This is a genomic window from Piscicoccus intestinalis NBRC 104926 (genome assembly GCF_001515525.1).
GTDB classification, from domain to species: domain Bacteria; phylum Actinomycetota; class Actinomycetes; order Actinomycetales; family Dermatophilaceae; genus Kineosphaera; species Kineosphaera intestinalis.
Genome location: NZ_BCNQ01000034.1, coordinates 1 through 19,924, shown reverse-complemented (window position 1 = coordinate 19,924; position 19,924 = coordinate 1). Strand labels below are relative to the sequence as shown.

General features: G+C 72.6%; 16 protein-coding genes. 8 read left to right on the top strand and 8 right to left on the bottom strand.

Annotated features, from left to right (window positions below; genetic code table 11):
- Positions 1 to 83: 83 nt before the first annotated feature.
- The 5 genes from PINTE_RS07660 (at position 84) to PINTE_RS07640 (ending at position 7,147) form a co-directional block, all read left to right on the top strand.
- On the top strand, positions 84 to 3,236 hold the full coding sequence (locus PINTE_RS07660) for a bifunctional [glutamine synthetase] adenylyltransferase/[glutamine synthetase]-adenylyl-L-tyrosine phosphorylase (protein WP_068428221.1): 3,153 nt from the start codon (positions 84 to 86) through the stop codon (positions 3,234 to 3,236).
- On the top strand, positions 3,233 to 3,946 hold the full coding sequence (locus PINTE_RS07655) for a response regulator (protein WP_084343358.1): 714 nt from the start codon (positions 3,233 to 3,235) through the stop codon (positions 3,944 to 3,946). The genes PINTE_RS07660 and PINTE_RS07655 overlap by 4 nt, the downstream gene beginning before the upstream one ends.
- 151 nt (positions 3,947 to 4,097) lie before the next feature.
- Positions 4,098 to 4,682, top strand: coding sequence for a universal stress protein (locus PINTE_RS24200; protein WP_068428215.1), 585 nt, complete (start codon positions 4,098 to 4,100; stop codon positions 4,680 to 4,682).
- Complete coding sequence (locus PINTE_RS07645) at positions 4,679 to 6,400, top strand: GAF domain-containing sensor histidine kinase (RefSeq protein WP_068428212.1); 1,722 nt, start codon at positions 4,679 to 4,681, stop codon at positions 6,398 to 6,400. Before PINTE_RS24200 ends, PINTE_RS07645 begins: the two co-directional genes overlap by 4 nt.
- Before the next feature lie 159 nt (positions 6,401 to 6,559).
- Positions 6,560 to 7,147 (top strand): MarR family winged helix-turn-helix transcriptional regulator, encoded by a 588-nt coding sequence (locus PINTE_RS07640; protein ID WP_245642843.1) that lies wholly within the window; start codon positions 6,560 to 6,562, stop codon positions 7,145 to 7,147.
- Positions 7,148 to 7,240: 93 nt separating this feature from the next.
- Here PINTE_RS07640 and PINTE_RS07635 read toward each other — a convergent pair whose 3' ends face one another.
- Together PINTE_RS07635 and PINTE_RS07630 are read right to left on the bottom strand one after the other, a co-directional pair.
- Positions 7,241 to 7,897 (bottom strand): class II aldolase/adducin family protein, encoded by a 657-nt coding sequence (locus PINTE_RS07635; protein WP_068428209.1) that lies wholly within the window; start codon positions 7,895 to 7,897, stop codon positions 7,241 to 7,243.
- A gap of 8 nt (positions 7,898 to 7,905) precedes the next feature.
- Entirely contained in the window at positions 7,906 to 8,949 is a 1,044-nt protein-coding gene (locus PINTE_RS07630; RefSeq protein WP_068428206.1) for an NAD(P)-dependent alcohol dehydrogenase, read from the bottom strand.
- A 261-nt stretch (positions 8,950 to 9,210) separates the two neighbouring features.
- Between PINTE_RS07630 and PINTE_RS07625 the strand changes: the two genes are divergently transcribed.
- Both PINTE_RS07625 and PINTE_RS07620 read left to right on the top strand, forming a co-directional pair.
- Complete coding sequence (locus PINTE_RS07625; protein ID WP_169798478.1) at positions 9,211 to 10,491, top strand: GAF domain-containing protein; 1,281 nt, start codon at positions 9,211 to 9,213, stop codon at positions 10,489 to 10,491.
- A gap of 124 nt (positions 10,492 to 10,615) precedes the next feature.
- Positions 10,616 to 11,263 (top strand): hypothetical protein, encoded by a 648-nt coding sequence (locus PINTE_RS07620; RefSeq protein WP_068428201.1) that lies wholly within the window; start codon positions 10,616 to 10,618, stop codon positions 11,261 to 11,263.
- 307 nt (positions 11,264 to 11,570) lie between these two features.
- Here the strand turns inward: PINTE_RS07620 and glnA are convergent, their stop codons facing one another.
- Complete coding sequence (gene glnA, locus PINTE_RS07615) at positions 11,571 to 12,995, bottom strand: type I glutamate--ammonia ligase (protein WP_068428198.1); 1,425 nt, start codon at positions 12,993 to 12,995, stop codon at positions 11,571 to 11,573.
- Between the two features lie 169 nt (positions 12,996 to 13,164).
- Here glnA and PINTE_RS07610 point away from each other — a divergent pair, with 169 nt between their 5' ends.
- Positions 13,165 to 13,629 (top strand): RDD family protein, encoded by a 465-nt coding sequence (locus tag PINTE_RS07610; RefSeq protein ID WP_068428195.1) that lies wholly within the window; start codon positions 13,165 to 13,167, stop codon positions 13,627 to 13,629.
- 59 nt (positions 13,630 to 13,688) lie between these two features.
- Here PINTE_RS07610 and PINTE_RS07605 read toward each other — a convergent pair whose 3' ends face one another.
- The 5 genes from PINTE_RS07605 to PINTE_RS07585 all read right to left on the bottom strand — a co-directional run.
- Entirely contained in the window at positions 13,689 to 14,456 is a 768-nt protein-coding gene (locus PINTE_RS07605) for a DUF4191 domain-containing protein (RefSeq protein WP_068428188.1), read from the bottom strand.
- A gap of 49 nt (positions 14,457 to 14,505) precedes the next feature.
- Positions 14,506 to 15,528: a lipoyl synthase gene (gene lipA, locus PINTE_RS07600; RefSeq protein WP_068428185.1), complete on the bottom strand. Its 1,023-nt coding sequence runs from the start codon at positions 15,526 to 15,528 to the stop codon at positions 14,506 to 14,508.
- A 73-nt stretch (positions 15,529 to 15,601) separates the two neighbouring features.
- The gene (gene lipB / locus PINTE_RS07595) at positions 15,602 to 16,279 is read right to left on the bottom strand and encodes a lipoyl(octanoyl) transferase LipB (RefSeq protein WP_068428181.1); all 678 of its coding nucleotides are present in this window, start codon (positions 16,277 to 16,279) and stop codon (positions 15,602 to 15,604) included.
- A gap of 135 nt (positions 16,280 to 16,414) precedes the next feature.
- A complete protein-coding gene (sucB, locus tag PINTE_RS07590) occupies positions 16,415 to 18,205 on the bottom strand; it encodes a 2-oxoglutarate dehydrogenase, E2 component, dihydrolipoamide succinyltransferase (RefSeq protein WP_068428178.1) in 1,791 nt (596 codons plus the stop codon).
- 272 nt (positions 18,206 to 18,477) lie between these two features.
- Positions 18,478 to 19,924, bottom strand: a 1,447-nt coding sequence (locus tag PINTE_RS07585; RefSeq protein WP_068428175.1) for an acyltransferase family protein, incomplete at its 5' end; no start/stop codon positions are given.

Sequence of the window (19,924 nt, the reverse complement as noted above, 5' to 3'; positions counted from 1 at the left end):
GGCACGGATGCGAACACGGAGCTCCGGCCGGGCCGCCGCAGGGGCGCCGCGCCGGTGCCCAGAAACGGTGAACTGCGAACGTGATGTCGGTACGCGTGGAACGCGGGCAGAGCAGCCCCGCAGCCTGGTTGGCGCGCCTGGGGTTCGAGGACAGCGGGCGGGCGCTGAGCCTCGCGCAATCCCCGACGCTCGCGGATCTCGTCGACCTCGACGGCGACGAGACCGGGCTGCTGCGGGCGCTCGCCTACACCGCGGAGCCGGTGCTCGCGCTGCTCACGCTCGTGCGGCTGCTCGAGGCCGCCGCCGGTGAGGGCCTCGGCGGCCCGGCCGTCCGCGACCCGCGTGTCGACGAGCTGCGCGACCTCCTGCGCGGCCACAGTCCGGAGCGCGACCGGCTCCTCGCGGTACTCGGCGCGTCGACCGCCCTCGGCGACCACCTCGTGCGGCACCCCCGACAGTGGCCCGCGGCCGCGTACGCCGAGCGCCCCACCGCCTCTGAACGCTCCGAGCGGCTCGTCGCGGCCGTCGGCCCGGGCGCGCGAGGCGATCGTTACGCCGAGGACGCGCTGCGGCTGGGCTACCGCGAGCAGTTGCTCGGCATCGCCGCGCTCGATCTGACCGCCGACGACCCCGGGGAGGAGATGCCGTGGGCCGCCGGTGCCCTGGCCGACCTTGCCTCCGCCGCGCTCGAGGCCGGCGTCGCGATCGCCGTCGAGCAGCACCCCGACGCCGCCGCGCAGGCCCGTCTCGCCGTGATCGGCATGGGCAAATGCGGTGGGCGCGAACTCAACTACGTCTCCGACGTCGACGTCATCTTCGTCGCCGAGCCGCCCGAGCCGCCCGAGCCGCCCGAGCCGGAACAGGCGACCCAGTCGGACCGGACCGACTCAGGTGCCGCCGAGGCCGTCTCGGAGGGCGACTGCATCGCGGCGGCCACGGTGCTGGCCTCGGCGGTGATGAAGGCATGTTCGGCCGCGACGGCGGAGGGCACGCTGTGGCCGGTCGACGCGGCGCTGCGGCCCGAGGGCAAGCAGGGGCCGCTGGTGCGCACCGTCGCGAGCCACCTCGGCTACTACCAGCGGTGGGCCAAGACGTGGGAGTTCCAGGCGCTGTTCAAGGCCCGTGTCGTCGCCGGCGACCAGCGGGTCGGGGCCGCGTACATCGAGGCTGTCGGCCCGATGGTGTGGGAGGCCGCGAGCCGCGCCAACTTCGTCGAGGACGTGCAGGCGATGCGTCGCCGCGTGGAGCAGCACGTGCCCTCGCGCGACGCCGACCGTCAGCTCAAGCTCGGGGCGGGCGGTCTGCGCGACGTCGAGTTCTCGGTGCAGCTGCTGCAGCTCGTACACGGCCGCGGCGACGAGTCGCTGCGTTCCTCGACCACCCTGAAAGCCCTGGCGGCGCTCGCCGACGGCGGCTATGTCGCGCGCGAGGATGCCGCCGAGCTCGACTCGGCCTACCGGTTCCTGCGCAGCCTCGAGCACCGCATCCAGATGTCGCGGATGCGCCGCACCCACCTCATGCCGTCGGCTCCCGACGACCTGCGCCGCCTCGGCCGCAGCCTCGGCCTGCGCACAGAGCCGGTGGCCGAACTCAACGAGAAGTGGCGCGAGCACAAGCGCGAGGTGCGCCGCATCCACGAGCGGCTGTTCTACCGGCCGCTGCTGTCGGCGATCGCGCGGCTGTCGAAGGACGAGGCCCGCCTCACCCATGAGGCCGCCCAGGCCCGGCTCGCGGCCCTCGGTTTCCGGGATCCCTCCGGCGCGCTGCGGCACCTGGAGTCGTTGACGACCGGCACCAACCGCACCGCGGCGATCCAGCGCACGCTGCTACCGGTGATGCTCGGCTGGTTCGCCGACGAGACCGACCCCGACGCCGGGCTGCTCGCGTTCCGCCGGCTCTCGGACTCCCTGGGCACCACCCACTGGTACCTGAAGATGCTGCGCGACGAGGGCCGGGCCGCCGATCGGCTCGCGCACGTGCTCGCGCGCAGCCGCTACGCCGCGGATCTGCTGATGCGCGCCCCGGAGTCGGTGCGCATGCTCGCCGAGGACGAGGGCCTGCGCCCGCGCACCCGCGAGCAGCTCATGCGCACGATGCGCTCGGCGATCGACCGTAAGGACGACGCGGAGGGGGCGATCGAGGCAGCGCGCGTCATCCGCCGCCAGGAGCTGTTCCGGATCGCGCTCGCCGATCTCGTGCGCGCCATCGACGGCGACACGGTGCGCCTCGCCCTCACCGACCTCACCGAGGCGATCCTCGAGGCCGGGCTGCACATCGCGATCCGCAAGATCGAGATGGAACGCCGGGAGCCGGTGCCGGCCGACATCGCCCTCATCGGCATGGGCCGGCTCGGCGGCGGCGAATGCGGCTACGCCTCCGACGCCGACCTCCTCGTCGTGCACCGTCCCCGCGAGGGCGCCGTCGAACGGGAGGCCACGTCGACGGTCGGCGCCGTGGTGCTCGAGATGCGCCGACTCGTGGGTCTGCCCGGGCCGGAGCCGGCTCTGGAGGTCGATCTCGATCTGCGCCCCGAGGGCAAGGCCGGCCCGGTCTCCCGGACCGTGGAGAACTACGAGGCCTACTACCGCCGCTGGTCGGTGACGTGGGAGGCGCAGGCCCTGCTGCGGGCCCGCCCGGTCGCCGGTGACCCCGAGCTCGCCGCTCGCTTCATGCGCCTCGTCGACCCGATGCGCTGGCCCGAGTCGGGCCTGAGTTCCGGGGCACTCAAAGACGTGCGGCGCCTCAAGGCCCGAATGGAGTCGGAGCGGTTGCCCCGCGGCGCCGATCCTCGTCGCCACCTCAAGCTGGGCCGCGGCGGCCTGTCCGACGTCGAGTGGACCGTGCAGCTGCTGCAGATGCAGCACGCGGCGCAGCACCCGCAGCTGCGGACGGCGAGTACGCTGACGGCTTTACACGCCGAGGTCGCGGCCGGGCTGCTCGACCCGAGCGACGGCGAGCTGCTGGAGGAGGCATGGCAATTGGCCTCCGACATCCGCGACGCGATGTTGCTGTGGCGCGGGCGCGCCTCGGACTCCCTACCGTCCGACGTGCGCGACGCCGAGGGCGCCAACCGCATTCTCGGCGGCGGCCCGGGCGAGGGGTCGCAGCTCGCGGAACGGTATGCCCGCGCCGCGCGGCACGCGCGCACCGTGACCGAACGAGTGTTCTACGGCAGGGAACCGACCGACAGCCGGGCGGCGCCGGCGTCGACGCAGAGAAAGGGGACCGGCCGATGACGGGGTCCGAAGGGTTCAGTGACGTGCCCGGCCTGGCGGCGAAGGGCTCGGGCGCAGCGGCCGTGCGCGTCTACCTCGTCGACGATCACGAGATCGTGCGGCGGGGCCTGCGCGAACTGCTCGAGCTCGAGCCCGATGTCGTCGTCGTGGGAGAGTCGGGCAGCGCCGACGAGGCGACCCGCCGCATCCCCGCGATGCGCCCCGACGTCGCGGTGCTCGACGCGCGGTTGCCGGACGGCTCCGGCATCGAGGTGTGCCGCCAGGTGCGGGCCGTCGACCCGACGATCCGGGCGCTCATCCTCACCAGCTTCGACGACGAGCAGGCCCTGACGGCCGCGGTGCTGGCCGGGGCCTCCGGATACCTGCTCAAGGACATCCGGGGGGGTGATCTCGTGCAGACGGTCCGCCGGGTGGCGGCCGGCGAGAACCTCCTCGACAGCCGCGCCGTGGCCCGTGCGCAGAACACGATCGCGTCACCGGCGGCCACGGATCCGCGGTTGCGTAGCCTGACGCCGCAGGAGCGCCGCATCCTCGTGCTCGTCGCCGACGGGCTGACCAACCGCCAGATCGGCGCCCAGCTGTTCCTCGCCGAGAAGACGGTGAAGAACTACATCACCGCGATCCTCGCCAAACTCGGCATGGAGCGACGCACGCAGGCCGCCGTCTTCGCGGCGACCCACGCCGACCAACTCGGCGAACGGCGTGCCTGAGCGCCGTTCGTGACGCTCGTCACGTCGCATCATGCCTGCTCACAGGCCTGATGCGGGCCGCCCCGCGATGTTGACGGCGGCGGGCCGAGCGTACCGTCGTGGGGACCAATGGCCCTGTGTGACCCTCGGATCGAGAGTCACGCTGGGCACCATGACGGGCAGCAAGTGGGCGCTGACACCGCCCCTGACCGGCATCGCGGCACGCGACGTGGTGGCCGGCCTCCTCGGTCTCGCCGGCACCCACGCGGTGGCCCGCGCGGCCGCGCAGGAGGCTGCTTCCCGCGGTGCCCGGGTGCGGTTCGTGCACCTCGTCCCCGACGGCACCGACCCCGCCCAACGCGACGAGGCCGACAACGCGAGCTTCGCCGCCGCCCTGCGCGCGCTGCGGGAGTTCCCGCGGGTGCCCGTGACCTTCGAGATCGCCGAGGGCGACCCCGGCCCCGCGCTCGTCGAACGCAGCGCCGGCGCCGACATCCTCGTCGTCGCCGCCGACGACCCGGCCCCGGGCCGCTCCGGCGCACCCGACACCGAGCCCCCCGAGGTGTCCGGGGCATCCCGGGCATCCGGGGCATCCGAGGCGTTCGAGCCCACCGATGTTTCCGAGGCCACCGATGTTTCCGAGGCCACCGATGTTCGCGAGGAGCTGGCGGCCTACTGCCAGCGCCACGCCGAGTGCGACGTGCTGACGGTGCGGACGACACCGCCGGTGGCGACCGGCTTAGCATCGACTGCGTGAGTCCTTCGCGCACTGACGGTCCGGAGTCGCGGCCGTTCTCCGGGGCCGCGCTCGACCTGGAGGATCTCATCGGTGAGATCCGGCGCCGCGCGGCCGACGCCACCCAGGCCCAGGAGCGGCTCTCGCAGCTGCTCGACGCGGTCGTCACGATCAGTTCGGACCTGTCCCTGGACGCGGTGCTGACGAAGATGCTGGACTCCGCGTGCATGCTGCTCGGCGCCCGCTACGGCGCGCTCGGCGTGCTCGACTCCACGGGGCACGAGGTGGCGGACTTCCTCACCTACGGCATCGACGACGACACCCGCGACCGGATGGGCGCGCCGCCGCACGGCGAGGGTGTGCTCGGCCTGCTCATCCGGGAGCCCGCGACGCTGCGCATCGAAGACGTCACGACGCACCCCGACTCCGTCGGCTTCCCGCCGCACCACCCGCAGATGCGCGCGTTCATCGGGGCGCCGGTGCGGGTGCGCGACCAGGTCTTCGGCAACCTCTACCTGTGTGACCGGCTCGACGGAAAGCCCTTCGACGCCGACGACGAGACGGTGCTCGAGGGGCTCGCCGCCGCCGCGGGCATCGCCATCGAGAACGCCCAGCTGTACCGCCGCGCGCGCGGCCGGGAGGAGTGGACCCAGGTCGTCGCCGAGCTCACCCAGACGCTGCTGGAGGGCCGCAACGAGGAGGCGGCGCTGAACCGCATGGTCAAGCGCGCCCGCGACCTCGGCGGCGCCCGGCTCGGCATGCTCGCGGTGCGCGACCCCGAGGGCCGGCTGGTCGTGCGGGCGCTGGAGGGCGCCGCGACGGGCCGTCGCCGCCTCGGCGAGCCGCTGCGCAGCCCCCGCTGGCCCGTCCTCATGCGCGAGCGGGTGCCGCTGCTGCTCATGGCGATGCCGGGAGACCGTCACGTCGGGCAGCTGGCCGGTGAGCTCGCCGACCTGGGGGGCGTCGACGTGCTCGGCGCCTGCGCGATCGTGCCGATCACCGTCGGCGAGGTCGAGGTCGCGCTGCTGGCCCTGGCCTGGGACCCCGAGGCGCGCGGCGCGGCCAACGAGACGATGGGGCTGCTGCGGGTCTTCGCCGAGCAGATGGGGCTGGCGATCGAGGCCGGCCGGGCGCAGCGGCAGCGGGCCCGCTCGCGGCTCCTGGAGGAACGCGACCGGATCGCCCGCGACATGCACGATCACGTCATCCAGCGGCTCTACGCGGCAGGGCTGACCCTGCAGGCCGGGGCCCGGCACACGCAGGGACCGGTGCGCGAGCGGATCGAGGGCGTCGTCGACGAACTCGACCTGGCCGTCAAGGACCTGCGCGAGGCGATCTTCGAGCTGCACCAGCACCTCCCGGAGGGCGGCCTCGGGCCGCAGATCGAGATCCTCGTCGAACAGTTCGCGGAGCACTCCGGCTTCGTGCCCGACCTGGCGTTCGAGGGCACGCTCGGCGAGGTGCCGCCGCAGCTGGAGCAGGACGTCGTCGCGGTCGTGCGCGAGGGCCTGTCGAACATCGTGCGGCACTCCCGCGCCCGCGACGCCCAGGTGCGGGTCAGCACCCTCGATGGGCTTGTCGTGACGATTCAGGACGACGGCGTGGGCGTCGCCGACCGGGGCGGCCGCAGCGGCCTGGAGAACCTCGCGAGCCGTGCCGCCGCGCACGGCGGCACGTTCTCGATCAGCGCGCGCACCCCGAACGGCACCCTGCTGCGCTGGCGGGTCCCGCTGCGTTGAGCGTTGGTTGAGCGCCGGCCGGGCGCCGGTCCGGGGCTGGCCCGGGGCTGGTGCACGGCTGGCCTGACGCTGTGGCAGGCCTGTGACCGGCGGTTATATCCGGGCTCGGCGAGGTCGCGGCGCGCGGCCCGGCGGCCGGTCGTGCCCTACGATGAACCCATGTCCAGCGACTTCGCGGGGGATGACCCGACCCGGAGCCCGGGGCCCGCGGAAGCCGTGGAGGCCGTGGAAGCCGTGGAAGCCGCTCAAGCCGTGGAGGCGACGTCGGACCGCGACCCGTGGCTGAGCCCGCAGGAGCGGGCCGCCTGGCTGACGCTCCACGCGCTGCTGCTGAAGCTGCCGGGTCGGCTCGATCAGCAGCTGCAGCGCGACGCAGACCTCAGCTATTTCGAGTACCTCGTGCTGGCGGTGCTGGCGGAGCGCTCGCCGCCGCGGCTGCGGATGAGCCAGCTGTCGATCCTCACGAGCGGGTCGCTGTCGCGGCTGTCGCACGTGGCGAAGCGGCTGGAGTCGAAGAACTACATCGTGCGCGAGACCGACGAGTTCGACCGCCGCTCGACGAACGCGGCGCTGACGGCCGAGGGGCTGGCGAAGGTGCGCGACGCCGCGCCCGCCCACGTGGCCTGGGTGCGTCACCTCGTGTTCGACCACCTCAGCGACGCGCAGGTCGGCCAGGTGACCGCCTTCGGGGAGGCGGTGCTGCCGAGCATCGACCCCGACGGCGACGTGCCGACCCGCGGAGCCTGAGCCTGAGTCCGCGTGAGCCTGAGCCTGAGCCGGAGTCCGAGCCTGAGCCTGAGTCTGAAGAGCCCGGGCCACGCGGGTGGTCGGCGCCGCCCCTCACCCCTGATCGCGCGGGCGCGTCGGAGTCTGCCCGTAGCCGGCGAGGAGCCTGGCGACGGTGGCGATCTCCGCCTCGTCGAGCAGCCGCTGGGGCGCCGGGTACGCCCCGGCGAGCAGCTGCACCTGACAGATGTACTCCAGGTAGGCGGTGCGATCCAGTAGCGCGGGCAGCGCCGCCCCGACGAGCACCGCGCCGTGGTTGCTCAACAGGGCCGCGGTGCGCCCCTCCAACGCGGCGCGCACGTGCCGCGCGAGCTGTTCGGAGCCGTACGTCGCGTACGGGGCGACGCGCACCGGGCCGCCGAACATCGCCGTGTAGTAGTGCCCGGGAGGCACCTCGTCGACGAGGGTCGACAGCGCGGTCGAGTGCGGCGCGTGGGTGTGCACGATCGCGCGGTGCTCGGTGTCGGCGTACACCGCCAGGTGCAGCGGCAGCTCGCTCGAGGGTGCGAGCGTCGCCTCCACGGCGGTGCCGTCGAGGGCGTGCACGCCGACGTCGGCGCCGGTCAGCTCGTCGTAGTCGACGCCGCTGGGGGAGATGACCACGAGGTCGCCGACGCGCACCGAGACGTTGCCGGCGGTCCCCACGACGAGGCCCTCCCGGCGCAGGCGGCGACAGGCGTCGGCGACCGCGTCGCGTTCGGCCGCGAGCATCGCAGGCGCTACTCCCTGGGCCGCACGACGACCTTGAGCTCGTCGGGGGCCCCGGCCCGGCTGAGCGCGGTCTGCGCCTCGTCGAGGCCGTAACTGCTCGTGACGAGCGCGTCGAGGTCGACCTTGCCGCTGGCGACGAAGTGGATGCCGAGGGGATAGGTGTCGGTGTAGCGGAAGATGCCGGTGACGACCAGCTCGTAGTTCTGGATGAGCGGGATCGGCAGGGCGATCTCGTCGGCGCCCATGCCGACGAGCACGACGTGGCCGCCGGGCTTGACCGTGTGCATGCCGCTGACGACGGCGGGGGCGACGCCGGCGCAGTCGATGAACGCGTCCACGTTGTACCCGGCGGTTGACACATCGGTGGCGGTCGGGTCGACGACCTCGGTGGCGCCGTGCTGCAGCGCGAGCTCGCGGCGCGGCTGCGCCGGGTCGGAGACGATGATCCGCGCGGCCCCGAACGCGCGCGCGACCTGGCACTGGATGATGCCGATCGGACCGGCTCCGGCGATGAACACGCTCTGGCCCGGGCGCAGATCGGCCTTGCGGGCGGCGGCGATGCCGACCGACAGCGGCTCGAGCATCGCGGCCGCGGCGTCGCTGACCTCGTCGGGGATCGGGTGGGCGTAGTCGGCCTGGATCGTCACGTACTCGCAGAAGCCGCCGTCGATCGGCGGGGTGGCGTAGAACTCCATCTTCGGGCACAGGTTGTAGCGGCCCGACTTGCAGTACTCGCACACGCGGCAGGAGCGCTGCGGCTCGACGGCCACCCGTTGCCCGAGGCGGGCGTCGTCGATGCCGGCGCCGACGGCGACGATCCGGCCGCCGAGTTCGTGGCCGAGGATGATGTCGGTGTCGACGACGAAGTCGGCGATCCGGCCATGCTTCCAGTAGTGCACGTCGGAGCCGCAGACCCCGACGGCGCCGACCTGCACGAGCACCTCGTCGGCGTCGAGGGCGGGCACGGGCACCTCGTCGGTCGTGATGCTCAGGTCCGGGTGGAGGACCGAGGCCCGCATGGAGTCGGGCAGCTCGGTGGGCGTGGCGGTCATGGCGCGGCTCCTTCGTGAGTCGGATCGACGTCCTCATCGAACCACCGCCGGGCGCCCGGCGGTGAGTCAGCGCCGGTCGCGATGGCTGGACATGCGCGGGACAGGTACGGGACTTGACGAGACCGGCCGTTCGCCGCCGACGGGCCCCCGGCGGCCGGTTTCGCGGCGCCAGATCCGGTCGATCCGGATAAAATGGATGCGTCCGCTGCGCGCGGGCCCGCACCGTCCGCCGTGTCTGGGGGGAGTCGGATGCATGACGAGGTGAGTTCAGCAGCCACGAGCCAGTTGTTCACGGCCTCGCCCACGGCCTATCTGCTGCTGGACGAGCGGTTGCGCATCGTCGCCGCCAACGACGCCTTCCTCGCGCGGACGGGCCGGGAGCGCGCCGAACTCGTCGGGCTCGACGTCTTCGAGGCCTTTCCCGACAACCCCGCGACCCCCGAGACCCCCGAGACCCGCGGCGCCGACTCCCTGCGCGCCTCGTTCGAGAGCGTGCTGTCGACCGGCGAACCGCACCTGCTGCCGTGGCAGCGGTACGACATCCGGGAGCGCGCCGACGGCGCCGGGTTCGTGCGCAAGACGTGGAGCGTGCGCAACTCCGCGCTGACCGACGACGGGTCCCGGGTCGTCGGGTTGCTCAGTCACGTCGAGGACCTCACCGACCTCGGCGCGCCCCCGGAGACCGAGCTGCCGGAGACCGAGCTGCCGGAGACCGAGGCCGACGCCGTCGCCGAACTCACCCGGCTCGCGGCGGACTACCGCGCGCAGCTGCACCGGATGTCCGCGCGGCACCTGCGGATCGTCGAGGCCTTCGCCGGCGTCGCCGGCGCCCACGGCAGCAACTCCCGCAGCGACGCCCAGCGTCGCCGGCGCCGGCTGTGGCAGCAGGTGATCGGCCGCCTCGAGGAGCACGGCGCCTACGACTGGCTCACCGCCGTCACCGGGCTGGCCGCCACCATCGGGGCGGTGCGGGGCGCGGTGGTGTTCGTGTTCGGGGAGGGCGGCCTGGCGCGGCTGGCCGCGGCCAGCGACCCGTGGGCGGCACAATCCGGTGACCTCGAGGAGGTGGCCGGGGAAGGACCCGCCTCCTGCGCCCACCGCACGATGCTGCCCGTGCTCGTCGAGGATCTGCGCAGCGACGGCCGCTGGCCCGTGTTCGCCGCGCTCGCCGTGCCGGCCGGGGTGCGCTCGGCGTTCTGTCTCCCGGTGTGCTTCGCGGGGTCGCGGCTCGGCGCGATGTGCTTCTTCGGCACGACGGGCGCCACGTGGACCCCGGCCGTTCTGCGCGATGCCGCGCTGCTGGCCGACCTGGCCATGCCGGCGTTGCTGGCCGACGCCGCCCGCATCGACGAGGCTGAGCTCGCGGGAGTCGATCTGGGCGGCTTCGACGAGGTGGCGGTGGCCGTCGGCATGCTCGCGGCCCAGCTCGGCATCCCCGTGCAGGAGGCCTCCGCGCGGCTACGCGCCCACGTGTTCGCCAACGACCGCCCCCTGCGCGAGAGCGCCCGCGACATCGTCGAGGGCCGGCTCCAGCTGTGGTGACGCGCCTGCAGCGGCGCGCGTGAGGCTCCTGTGAGGCGGGCGTGCGCCCGCTGCGAGCCGCGCTTCCTAGCGTGGGAGGCGGTTTCCGGACCCGGAGACCGCATCACCACTCTCAGGGGGAGACATGAATCGCACGCTCATGGTCGGTGCCGTGCTGACCGCCGCCGCGCTCGCCGGCTGCGGCGGCGCCACGCAGACCGCGTCGGACACGGCGAGCGCGCCGGGCGCCGCCACGGTCGCGGCGTCCTCGCAGGGCGCCGCGTCGCAGCCGGCGCAGTCGAGCCAGCCGAGCAAGCCGGCCCGGTCGGCACAGCCGGGTGAGTCGACCAAGCCGAGCAAGCCGACTCGGTCGGGTCAGGCGACTCGGTCGGTCCACACGGCCATCCCCGAACCGGTGACCAGGCCCGGCCAGGCGCCCAAGACCGGCCAGGCGACCCGGTCAGCGAAGCCGACCCAGCCGGCCGACGCCGGAACGGCGTTCACCGCGTACGGCCGCAACACGCCGTGGCGGGCGGTCGTGCAGAAGGGCACGCTGACCACCGAGGGTCCGTCGGTGGGGGAGCACACGCTGCGCGTGACGCGCTCGGCGTGGAGCAAGGGCGTGCAGTTCACCGGCTCCGAGGGCGGCAAGAAGTTCTCGCTCGTGGTTCGCGCGGGAACGTGCGTCGATGGCTCCGGCCAGGACACCGGGCAGGTGGCCACCCTCAGCGTCGGCAACCGTCAACTGACCGGCTGCGCCGTCTCCGGCGCCTACCCGCACGCGAACACCTGACCGGCGAAGACCTGACCGGTGAACAACGGAACCGGCCGGGCAAAGAGATCTGTGCAGTGACCGCTCGCGAGTGGACACCTTAATTGCGTCACGAAACACCGCAGGTCAGGAGGGCGAAACTGCAGTGAATCGCATGCGGTGACCACTCGACGCCTGCCGAAAGGTCAATTCGGCACCCGTCGACCACCCCCGAGCGCACGCGAAACGGGCCGCCACCGCACCAGCGATGACGGCCCGTTCCTGGGACCCACGCGGGCCCGCACGGGCGCAGATCAGGCGGGAAAAGCACCTGACCTGCACGAACCCGTCACAGGTCGTAGTACATCTCGAACTCGTGCGGGTGCGGGCGGAAGCGGATCGGGTCGACCTCGTTCTTGCGCTTCCACTCGATCCAGGCGGCGATGAGGTCCTCGGTGAACACGTCGCCCTCGGTGAGGTAGTCGTGGTCGGCCTCGAGGGCGTCGAGCACGGCCGGCAGGGAGGCGGGCACCTGCGCGATGCTGGCGTGCTCCTCCGGGGGCAGCTCGTAGAGGTCCTTGTCGACCGGCTCCGGCGGCTCGATGCGGTTGCGGATGCCGTCGAGGCCCGCCATGAGCTGCGCGGCGAACGACAGGTACGGGTTGGCCGACGGGTCCGGGATGCGGAACTCGATGCGCTTGGCCTTCGGCGACGTGCCGGCGAGCGGGATACGCACGCAGGCCGAGCGGTTGCGGGCCGAGTACACGAGGTTGACCGGGGCCTCGTAGCCGGGCACCAGGCGGTGGTAGGAGTTGATCGTCGGGTTCGTGAACGCGAGCAGCGACGGGGCGTGCTTGAGCAGGCCGCCGATGTACCAGCGCGCGATGTCCGACAGGCCGCCGTAGCCCTGCTCGTCGTAGAAGAGCGGCTCGCCGTCCTTCCACAGGGACTGGTGGGTGTGCATGCCCGAACCGTTGTCACCGAACAGCGGCTTCGGCATGAACGTCGCCGACTTGCCGGCTTCCCAGGCCACGTTCTTGACGACGTACTTGAACTTCATGATGTCGTCGCCGGACTGCAGCAGGGTGTTGAACTTGTAGTTGATCTCCTGCTGACCGGCGGTGCCGACCTCGTGGTGGCTGCGCTCGACCTCGAGGCCGACCTCGTCGAGGACCAGGCAGATGCGGTCGCGCAGGTCGGCGTAGTGGTCCAGCGGCGGGACGGGGAAGTAGCCGCCCTTGTACCGGGTCTTGTAGCCCTGGTTGCCGCCCTCCTCCTCCTTGCCGGTGTTCCACGCGGCCTCGATGGAGTCGATGAAGTAGTAGCCGGCGTTCTGCTTGGTCTCGTACCGGATGTCGTCGAAGACGTAGAACTCGGCCTCGGCACCAAAGAACGCGGTGTCGGCGATGCCGGTGGACTTCAGGTACGCCTCGGCCTTCGACGCGATCTGGCGCGGGTCGCGAGCGTAGGGCTCGTCGGTGAAGGGGTCGACGATCGAGAAGTTGACGATGAGCGTCTTCTCGGTGCGGAACGGGTCGAGGTAGGCGGTGGCGATGTCCGGGATGAGCTTCATGTCGGACTCGTGGATCGCCTGGAAACCGCGGATGGAGGAGCCGTCGAACGCCTGGCCCTCCGTGAAGAAGTCGATGTCGACGGACTTCGCGGGCACGTTGAAGTGCTGCATGACGCCCGGAAGGTCACAGAAGCGGATGTCGACGAACTGGACGTCCTCGTTCTTGATGAACTCGAGGACTTCCTCTGGGCTGCTGAACACTCAGGCCTCCTGTCTGGGCCGGCGCCCGGGATGGGCGGGGCCGGGGATAACGTCGCGCTCGACGCTAGTGGTGGGCAGTTTCTCGGTCGTGACTCCGATGTTTCTCCCGTGTTACGCGCGGTGACCTGCCGGTAAGGGCCTGCGGAGGCCGCTCGCCTAGGCTGTCGTCGTGGTGGATCGCGAGGACATCGGTTCGTGGTTGCAGGGCCCGCCCCGCCCGAAGAACGCCCCGAGGTACCCCGGCGAGGGGTTGGGGCTGCCGGAACAGGGGCCGGGGTCGATGGCGCCGACAGGCCGGCGCGTCGTCGCGCTGTTCATCGACGGCGTCATCGCGCAGGTCATCGCCATGGGCCTGCTCGGCTACGTGCAGGGAGCCGGTGGGCTCGGCACGTTCAAGCCGCTGCTCGTCGTGCTGCTCATGAACGTGCTCATGGTCGGCACCGGTGGCTACACGATCGGCCACCGGCTGCTCGGGCTGCGGGTCGACCGCTGCCCGTCCGGGTACGCCGGCCTGGGCCGGGGGCTGGTGCGCTCGGTGCTGCTGTGCCTGGCGCTGCCGCCGCTCATCGTCGACCGCCAGGGGCGCGGCCTGCACGACCGCCTCGCCGGCACCGTCATCGTGCGCTCCCGCTAGGCCCGACGGCCCAGCTGGCCCGCGGTCGAACTGCCCTCTCGCGACTCCGCGAGCCGGCCTCACCGCCGCTGACCGCGGCCCATGGAACGCATCCGCTGCGGGTCGATGCCCTGCGGCACCGGCGGGCGCACCTTGCCGAGGGCGCGCAGCCGCTTGTCGACCGCCGCGACCTCCTGCTTGGTCAGCTCCTTCTTCAACTTGCCCATCCGCGTGACGAGTTCGCGGGTCGTCACGACGTTCTCCCCGGAGCCGGTGCCGACCCGGAACGTGGTCACCGGCACGTTCGGCACGAGGCGGTTGACGCGCTTCTGCTCGGTGGCCAGCAGCTTCTGGGCGCGCCCGGGTGGGCCTTCGCCGATGAGCACGACACCCGGTCGCCCGACCGCGCGGTACACCATGGCCGCGCCCGCAATGGTGCCGCCGCGGCCGCCGTCGACCGCGACCGGCTCCTGCGCGTAGGACCAGCCGCGACGCAGGCCCTGCAGGGCGGCGCCACCCGCTCCGGGCTGCCCGTCGAGCGCGCCGTAGGCGGCCTTCTCGGCGCGGCGCGACAGGATGAACGTGGCCGCGAGCACGGCCAGCGGCAGCGCGATGAACGTCGCGTAGTACGGGTGCCCCAGGGCCAGACCGATGAGGAAGCCGACGACCAGGATGCCCAGCGCCGCGCCCCACATGAGCCACGGGAGCTTCGGGTCGTTGCGCCGGGCCAGGTCGTAGACCTGCTTGATCTGCTTGAGCCGCTTGAAGCGCTCTTTCTTGGGCTTGGGCGACTGGGGCGGCTTGGGGGCGGCCGACGAGCCGCGTCTGCCGATTCCGAACTTGGCCATGGCCTTTGGTGGTGCTCCTTGTGTGCTGCCCGCGCGCTGCGAGACGAGATCAGGACGCCGTCAGGCGTCGTTCGACGAGGGTGGCGGCCTCCTGCCGGGCCGGGGCCTGCGCGTCGCGCGCCAGGTGCGACAGGTGCGCCGGGATGGGCCGCCCGGCGCGGCGCATCGCCTGCGCCCACAGCCGCCCGGCCCGGTAGGAGGAGCGCACGAGCGGACCGGCCATGACGCCGAGGAAACCCGTCTCGTAGGCGAAGTCGGACCAGTGCACGAACTCCTCGGGCTTGACCCACCGGTCGATCGGGTGGTGCAGCTTGGAGGGGCGCAGGTACTGGGTGATCGTGAGGATGTCGCAGCCGGCCTCGTGCAGGTCGCGGATGGCCTGCTCGATCTCCTCCGGCTCCTCGCCCATGCCGAGGATGAGGTTGGACTTGGTGACCAGACCGTCGGCCTTGGCCATCGTCAGCACCTTGAGCGACTTCTCGTACGTGAAGGCCGGGCGGATGCGCCGGAAGATGCGCGGCACCGTCTCCAGGTTGTGCGCGAAGACCTCGGGCCGGGCGTCGAAGACCCGGCCGACGAGTTCGGGCTGGGCGCCGAAGTCGGGCGGCAGGATCTCGACCCCGGTGTTCGGGTTGAGCTCGTGGGTCGCGCGGATCGTCTCGGCGTACAGCCAGGCGGCGCCGTCGGGCTGGTCGTCGCGCGCCACGCCGGTGACCGTCGCGTAGCGCAGCTCCATCGTCGCGATCGACTCGGCGACGCGCCGCGGCTCGTCATGGTCGAGCGCGGTGGGTCGGCCGGTGGCGATGTCGCAGAAGTCGCAGCGGCGGGTGCACACGTCGCCACCGATGAGGAACGTGGCCTCGCGGTCTTCCCAGCATTCGAAGATGTTCGGGCAGCCCGCCTCCTGGCAGACGGTGTGCAGCCCGCCGGAGCGCACCATGCCGTGCAGTTGGGTGTATTCCGGGCCCATCTTCGCGGTGGTGCGGATCCAGTCCGGCTTGCGCTCGATGGGCGTCTCGGCGTTGCGCGCCTCGACGCGCAGCAGGCGGCGCCCCTCCGGTGCGACGGTCACGTGGTGGCTCCCTCGTCGATATCTGCGTCGATGATCGGTCGATGCGGTTCGGGTTGCCCGCGCGGGCAAATCCTCAGGCGGAAGCGGTGGCCTCCACCGGGTTCTCCAGGGTACGCGTAATGGGCGACAGGATGGCGTCCAGGCGCGCCTGGGCCAGCGGCAGCACCTCGGCGACGGTGACGTCGCGGCCCAATTCCCAGGACAGGGTGGTGACCCCGGCGTCGGCGATCCCGCACGGGATGATGACCTGCCCCCAGGACAGGTCGCAGTTGGCGTTGAGCGCGAAGCCGTGCATCGTCACGTCGTGGCTGACCCGGATGCCGATGGCGCCGACCTTGCGCTCGGGGCCGCGCTCGTCGGCGGCGATCCACACGCCGGAGCGGCCCTCGACGCGACCGGCCGTGACGCCGAGGTCGGCGCAGACGGCGATCATCATCTGCTCCAGCCGGCGCACGTGCGCGACGACGTCCACCGGGTGGGGCAGGTGCACGATCGGGTAGCCGACGAGCTGCCCCGGACCGTGCCAGGTGATCTTGCCGCCGCGGTCGACGTCGACGACCGGGGTGCCGTCGAACGGGCGCTCGTGCGGCTCGGTGCGCTTGCCGGCGGTGTACACGGCGGCGTGCTCGAGCAGCAGCACGGTGTCGGGCAGTTCGCCCGAGACGACGGCCGCGTGCACCCGCCGCTGGTGCTCCCAGGCCTGCACATAGTCGACATAGTCCGGGGCGAAGCCCAGATGCTCGAAACGCATGGGGCTCAGCCTACGTCCACTCGCCGACAAGGCCGCGGGCACGTGGCACGGCAACGGTTCGAGTGGTCGCGGGCGACAGCGCGGGGCCCGCGCGACGAGTGGTCGCGCGGGCCCCGGTGGCTGCCTGCTGCCGCCTCAGACCTCGAAGGCGCCTTCCTCGAGGCGCTTCTTCAGCGCCGAGAGGAAGCGACCCGCGTCCGCACCGTCGACGATGCGGTGGTCGTAGGTCAGGCACAGGTTCATCATCGAGCGGATGCCGATCGAGTCGTTGCCGAGCTCGTCGGTGACGACGACCGGGCGCTTGACGATCGTGCCGGTGCCGAGGATGCCGACCTGCGGCTGGTTGATGATCGGCGTGTCGGAGACCGAACCGGCCGACCCGATGTTGCTGATCGTGAACGTGCCGCCGGACAGCTCGTCGGGCCCGATCTTGTTGCTGCGCGTGCGCGCCGCGACATCGGCGATCTTGCGGGCCAGGCCGGCGATGTTGAGGTCGCCGGCGTCCTTGATGACCGGCACGACGAGGCCGCGCGGGGTGTCGACCGCGATCGCCAGGTGCTCGGCGCCGTGGTAGACGATGTTCTCGCCGTCGACGCTGGCGTTGACCGCGGGGAAGGCCTTGAGGGCCTCGACGGTGGCCAGGCAGATGAACGGCAGGAACGACAGGTTCGCGCCCTCGCGGGCCTTGAAGTCGGCCTTCGTGCGGGCCCGCAGGGCCGCGACCCGGCTCATGTCGACCTCGACGACGGCCGTGAGCTGCGCCGACGTCTGGAGCGACTCGACCATGCGCTGGGCGACGATCTTGCGCAGCCGCGACATCTTCTCGGTCGTGCCGCGCTTGGTCGTGTCGGGCTCGGGCACCGTCGTGGCCTTCGCGGGGGCTGCCGGCGCGGCGTCACCCGACGGAGCCGGCGCGGTCTGCTGCGGCGCGGGGGCCGTGTCGGACGGCGGACCCGCGGGCTGCTGCTCCGGCTCCGGCTCCTCGGCGGCCTTGGCGGCGTCGAGCACGTCCTGCTTGCGGATGCGCCCGCCGACGCCGGTGCCCTTGAGGGTGCTCAGGTCGATGCCGTGGTCGGCCGCGAGCTTGCGCACCAGGGGCGTGACGTAGGCGGAAGCGTCCTGCACGTCATCGGTGGCGTCGGCCTTGGACTCGCCGGTGGCCTCGCCCTGCGGCGCCTCCTTCGGCGTGTCGTCGCGCGGCGACTCCTCCTGCTTCTTCGGCTTCTCCTCCGGCTCGGTCTTGGCGTCGGGCTCGGGCTCGGAGGCGGCCTCGGGCTCGTCGTCGCCGCCGTCGTCGGAGGCCTCGCCGCCGATGATGCACAGCTCGGCGCCGACCTCGGCGGTCTCGTCCTCGGGCACGAGGATCTTGGTGAGCTTGCCGGCGATCGGGGAGGGAATCTCGGTGTCGACCTTGTCGGTGGAGACCTCGAGCAGCGGCTCGTCGACCTCCACGTCATCGCCCTCGGCCTTCAGCCAGCGGGTCACCGTGCCCTCGGTGACCGACTCACCGAGCGCCGGCATCGTCACGGCCTCACCGCCGGAGACCGAACCGCCGCCGCCACCGGACGACTTCGGCTTCTCCTCCGGCTCCTCGGAGGCCTCCTCCTCGGGCTCCTCTTCCGGCTCGGGCTCGGGCTCCGGCTCGGCGTCCGCGCTGTCGTCGGAGTCGGAGCCGGCGTCGTCGGCCGGGCCGTCACCGATGACACAGAGTTCGGCGCCGACCTCGGCGGTCTCGTCCTCGTCGACGAGGATCTTCTGCAGCGTGCCGGCCACCGGCGAGGGAACCTCGGTGTCGACCTTGTCGGTGGAGACCTCGAGCAGCGGCTCGTCGACTGCTACCTCCTCGCCGACGCTCTTGAGCCAGCGGGTGACTGTTCCTTCGGTGACCGACTCACCGAGAGCCGGCATGGTCACGCGTTCGGACATGTGGGAGGTCTCCTCATCTGTCGTGGTTGGCGTCGAGTCTAGGACGCAAGCGCGGCCTGATCAGGGGTGGGAGTGCACGGGATTCCGCGGCGTGCCGCAGGATCGGCGGGGCGTTCGCGTCGGGGGAGACACAGGCGCTGGAGGCTCTGGACGAGCGGTCGCAGGCGCTGCCCATCGAATTGCCTCCTCGCCAGTGAGTCCGCCGGACCGGGACATCCTCTCACCGGGCCGCTCCGAACGCACCGGAGCGGCCCGGTGAATCCGCGCAGACCTCAGCTTGCCGCCGCGACCCGGTCGAGCAGGGCGTCGGCCACGGTCGGCAGGGCTTCGTCCGAGAAGTGCTGGCCGTCGGAGCGGGCGAGCGCGCCACCCGACGCCGGCTCGCCGATCGGCAGGCGGTCGTCGCAGGGGCTGGCGTCGTCGCGGCAGTACAGGTCGTCCATGGTGATCGTCGAGACCCGGGGGTCGGCCGCCGCGACCTCGCGCAGCGTCTCGTTCCACGTCCGGCGCAGTTCGGGTCGCTCGCGCAGAAGCAGTTGCCAGGCCGTGCAGTCGATCGAGCAGAGGCTGTTGATCCCCATCCCGGGACGGTCGATCTCGACCACGACCAGGCGGGCCCCTCCGGCCGTCAGCCGATCGACGGTGGCCCGCAGTTCGTCCCGCTGGGCGCGCCAGAACTGCGGAGTCCCGGCGACCAGCTCGCGGCCGGCGTCGTCGACGCGGTCGGCCAGCTCCCAGCGCGACCACCACACGATCGTGCCGGGACGCTGCTCCAGCTCCTCCGACTGCGCGGACCGCACCGGCTCCGCGCACTCCTCGACGGCCTGCATCACCGGAGTCGGTTCGACGGGCAACACCGGGCAGCCCCCGCGCGCGGCGCTGAGCAGCGTCAGGCCGCGGTCGGCGGCCGCCTCGGACAGCTGCGGCGCCAGGCGTCGCATGACGCTGTCGCCGACGACGAGGTAGGTGTCGGCGTTGACCGGCTCCGGCTCGTCCTCCTGCGCCGACTCGGACCCCGACGCGTCCGGGGCCGCGAGCCGGGCCTGCTGCGCCTCGACCGTGGCCGGGGTCGGCCGCCCCACCTGAGTGGTCAGCGCGGTCGCCCCCAGGCAGACGGTGACGCAGGCGGCGGCGACCGCGAACACCGTTCGGGAGCGCCAGCGCACCGGCCGGCCGGTGCGGATCGGCTCCTCGACGAGGTGGTACGACAGCGCCGCCACCGAGATGCTCAGCGCGGCGACGAGCCCGGCGCGCACCGGGTCGAAGTCGCGCTCGCCGATGAACCAGACCCGCAGCGGCCAATGCCATAGGTAGACGCCGTAGGAGATCCGGCCGAGGTAGACGAGCGGGCGCCGGCCGAGTGCGCCCGCCAGGCCCCGGCGCGGGTCGGCCATCGAGGCGGCGGCGATGAGCGCCGCGCCCCCGAGCGCGACGACCAGCGCGCCGCCGGCGAAGTAGCCGGGGCGCGGGCCGTCCGGGGCGCCGAGGAGGGCGACGCCGGCGGCGACCGCGGCGAGGCCGCCCCACATGAGCGGGCGAGCGCGGCGGCCGACCCAGGTCCGCACCGGCTCCAGGCGCAGCAACGCCGCGGCCATGGCGCCGAGCAGCGGCTCGAAGGCTCTCGCGTCGGTGCCCATGTAGGCGCGATCCGGTGCGCCGGGCTCGTAGGCGAGCGCGAGCACGACCACCGAGGCGGCGGCGAGCCCCGCCGCGAGCACC

What these genes read in the sequence shown, in the direction of transcription:
- PINTE_RS07640 (WP_245642843.1), top strand. Translation starts at nt 6,560, where the DNA reads ATGTCCAGCGACTTCGCGGGGGATGACCCGACCCGGAGCCCGGGGCCC.
- PINTE_RS07660 (WP_068428221.1), top strand. Translation starts at nt 84, where the DNA reads ATGTCGGTACGCGTGGAACGCGGGCAGAGCAGCCCCGCAGCCTGGTTG.
- sucB (WP_068428178.1), bottom strand. Translation starts at nt 18,205, where the DNA reads ATGTCCGAACGCGTGACCATGCCGGCTCTCGGTGAGTCGGTCACCGAA.
- PINTE_RS07635 (WP_068428209.1), bottom strand. Translation starts at nt 7,897, where the DNA reads ATGCTCGCGGCCGAACGCGACGCGGTCGCCGACGCCTGTCGCCGCCTG.
- PINTE_RS07655 (WP_084343358.1), top strand. Translation starts at nt 3,233, where the DNA reads ATGACGGGGTCCGAAGGGTTCAGTGACGTGCCCGGCCTGGCGGCGAAG.
- PINTE_RS07620 (WP_068428201.1), top strand. Translation starts at nt 10,616, where the DNA reads ATGAATCGCACGCTCATGGTCGGTGCCGTGCTGACCGCCGCCGCGCTC.
- PINTE_RS07630 (WP_068428206.1), bottom strand. Translation starts at nt 8,949, where the DNA reads ATGACCGCCACGCCCACCGAGCTGCCCGACTCCATGCGGGCCTCGGTC.
- PINTE_RS24200 (WP_068428215.1), top strand. Translation starts at nt 4,098, where the DNA reads ATGACGGGCAGCAAGTGGGCGCTGACACCGCCCCTGACCGGCATCGCG.
- PINTE_RS07605 (WP_068428188.1), bottom strand. Translation starts at nt 14,456, where the DNA reads ATGGCCAAGTTCGGAATCGGCAGACGCGGCTCGTCGGCCGCCCCCAAG.
- lipB (WP_068428181.1), bottom strand. Translation starts at nt 16,279, where the DNA reads ATGCGTTTCGAGCATCTGGGCTTCGCCCCGGACTATGTCGACTATGTG.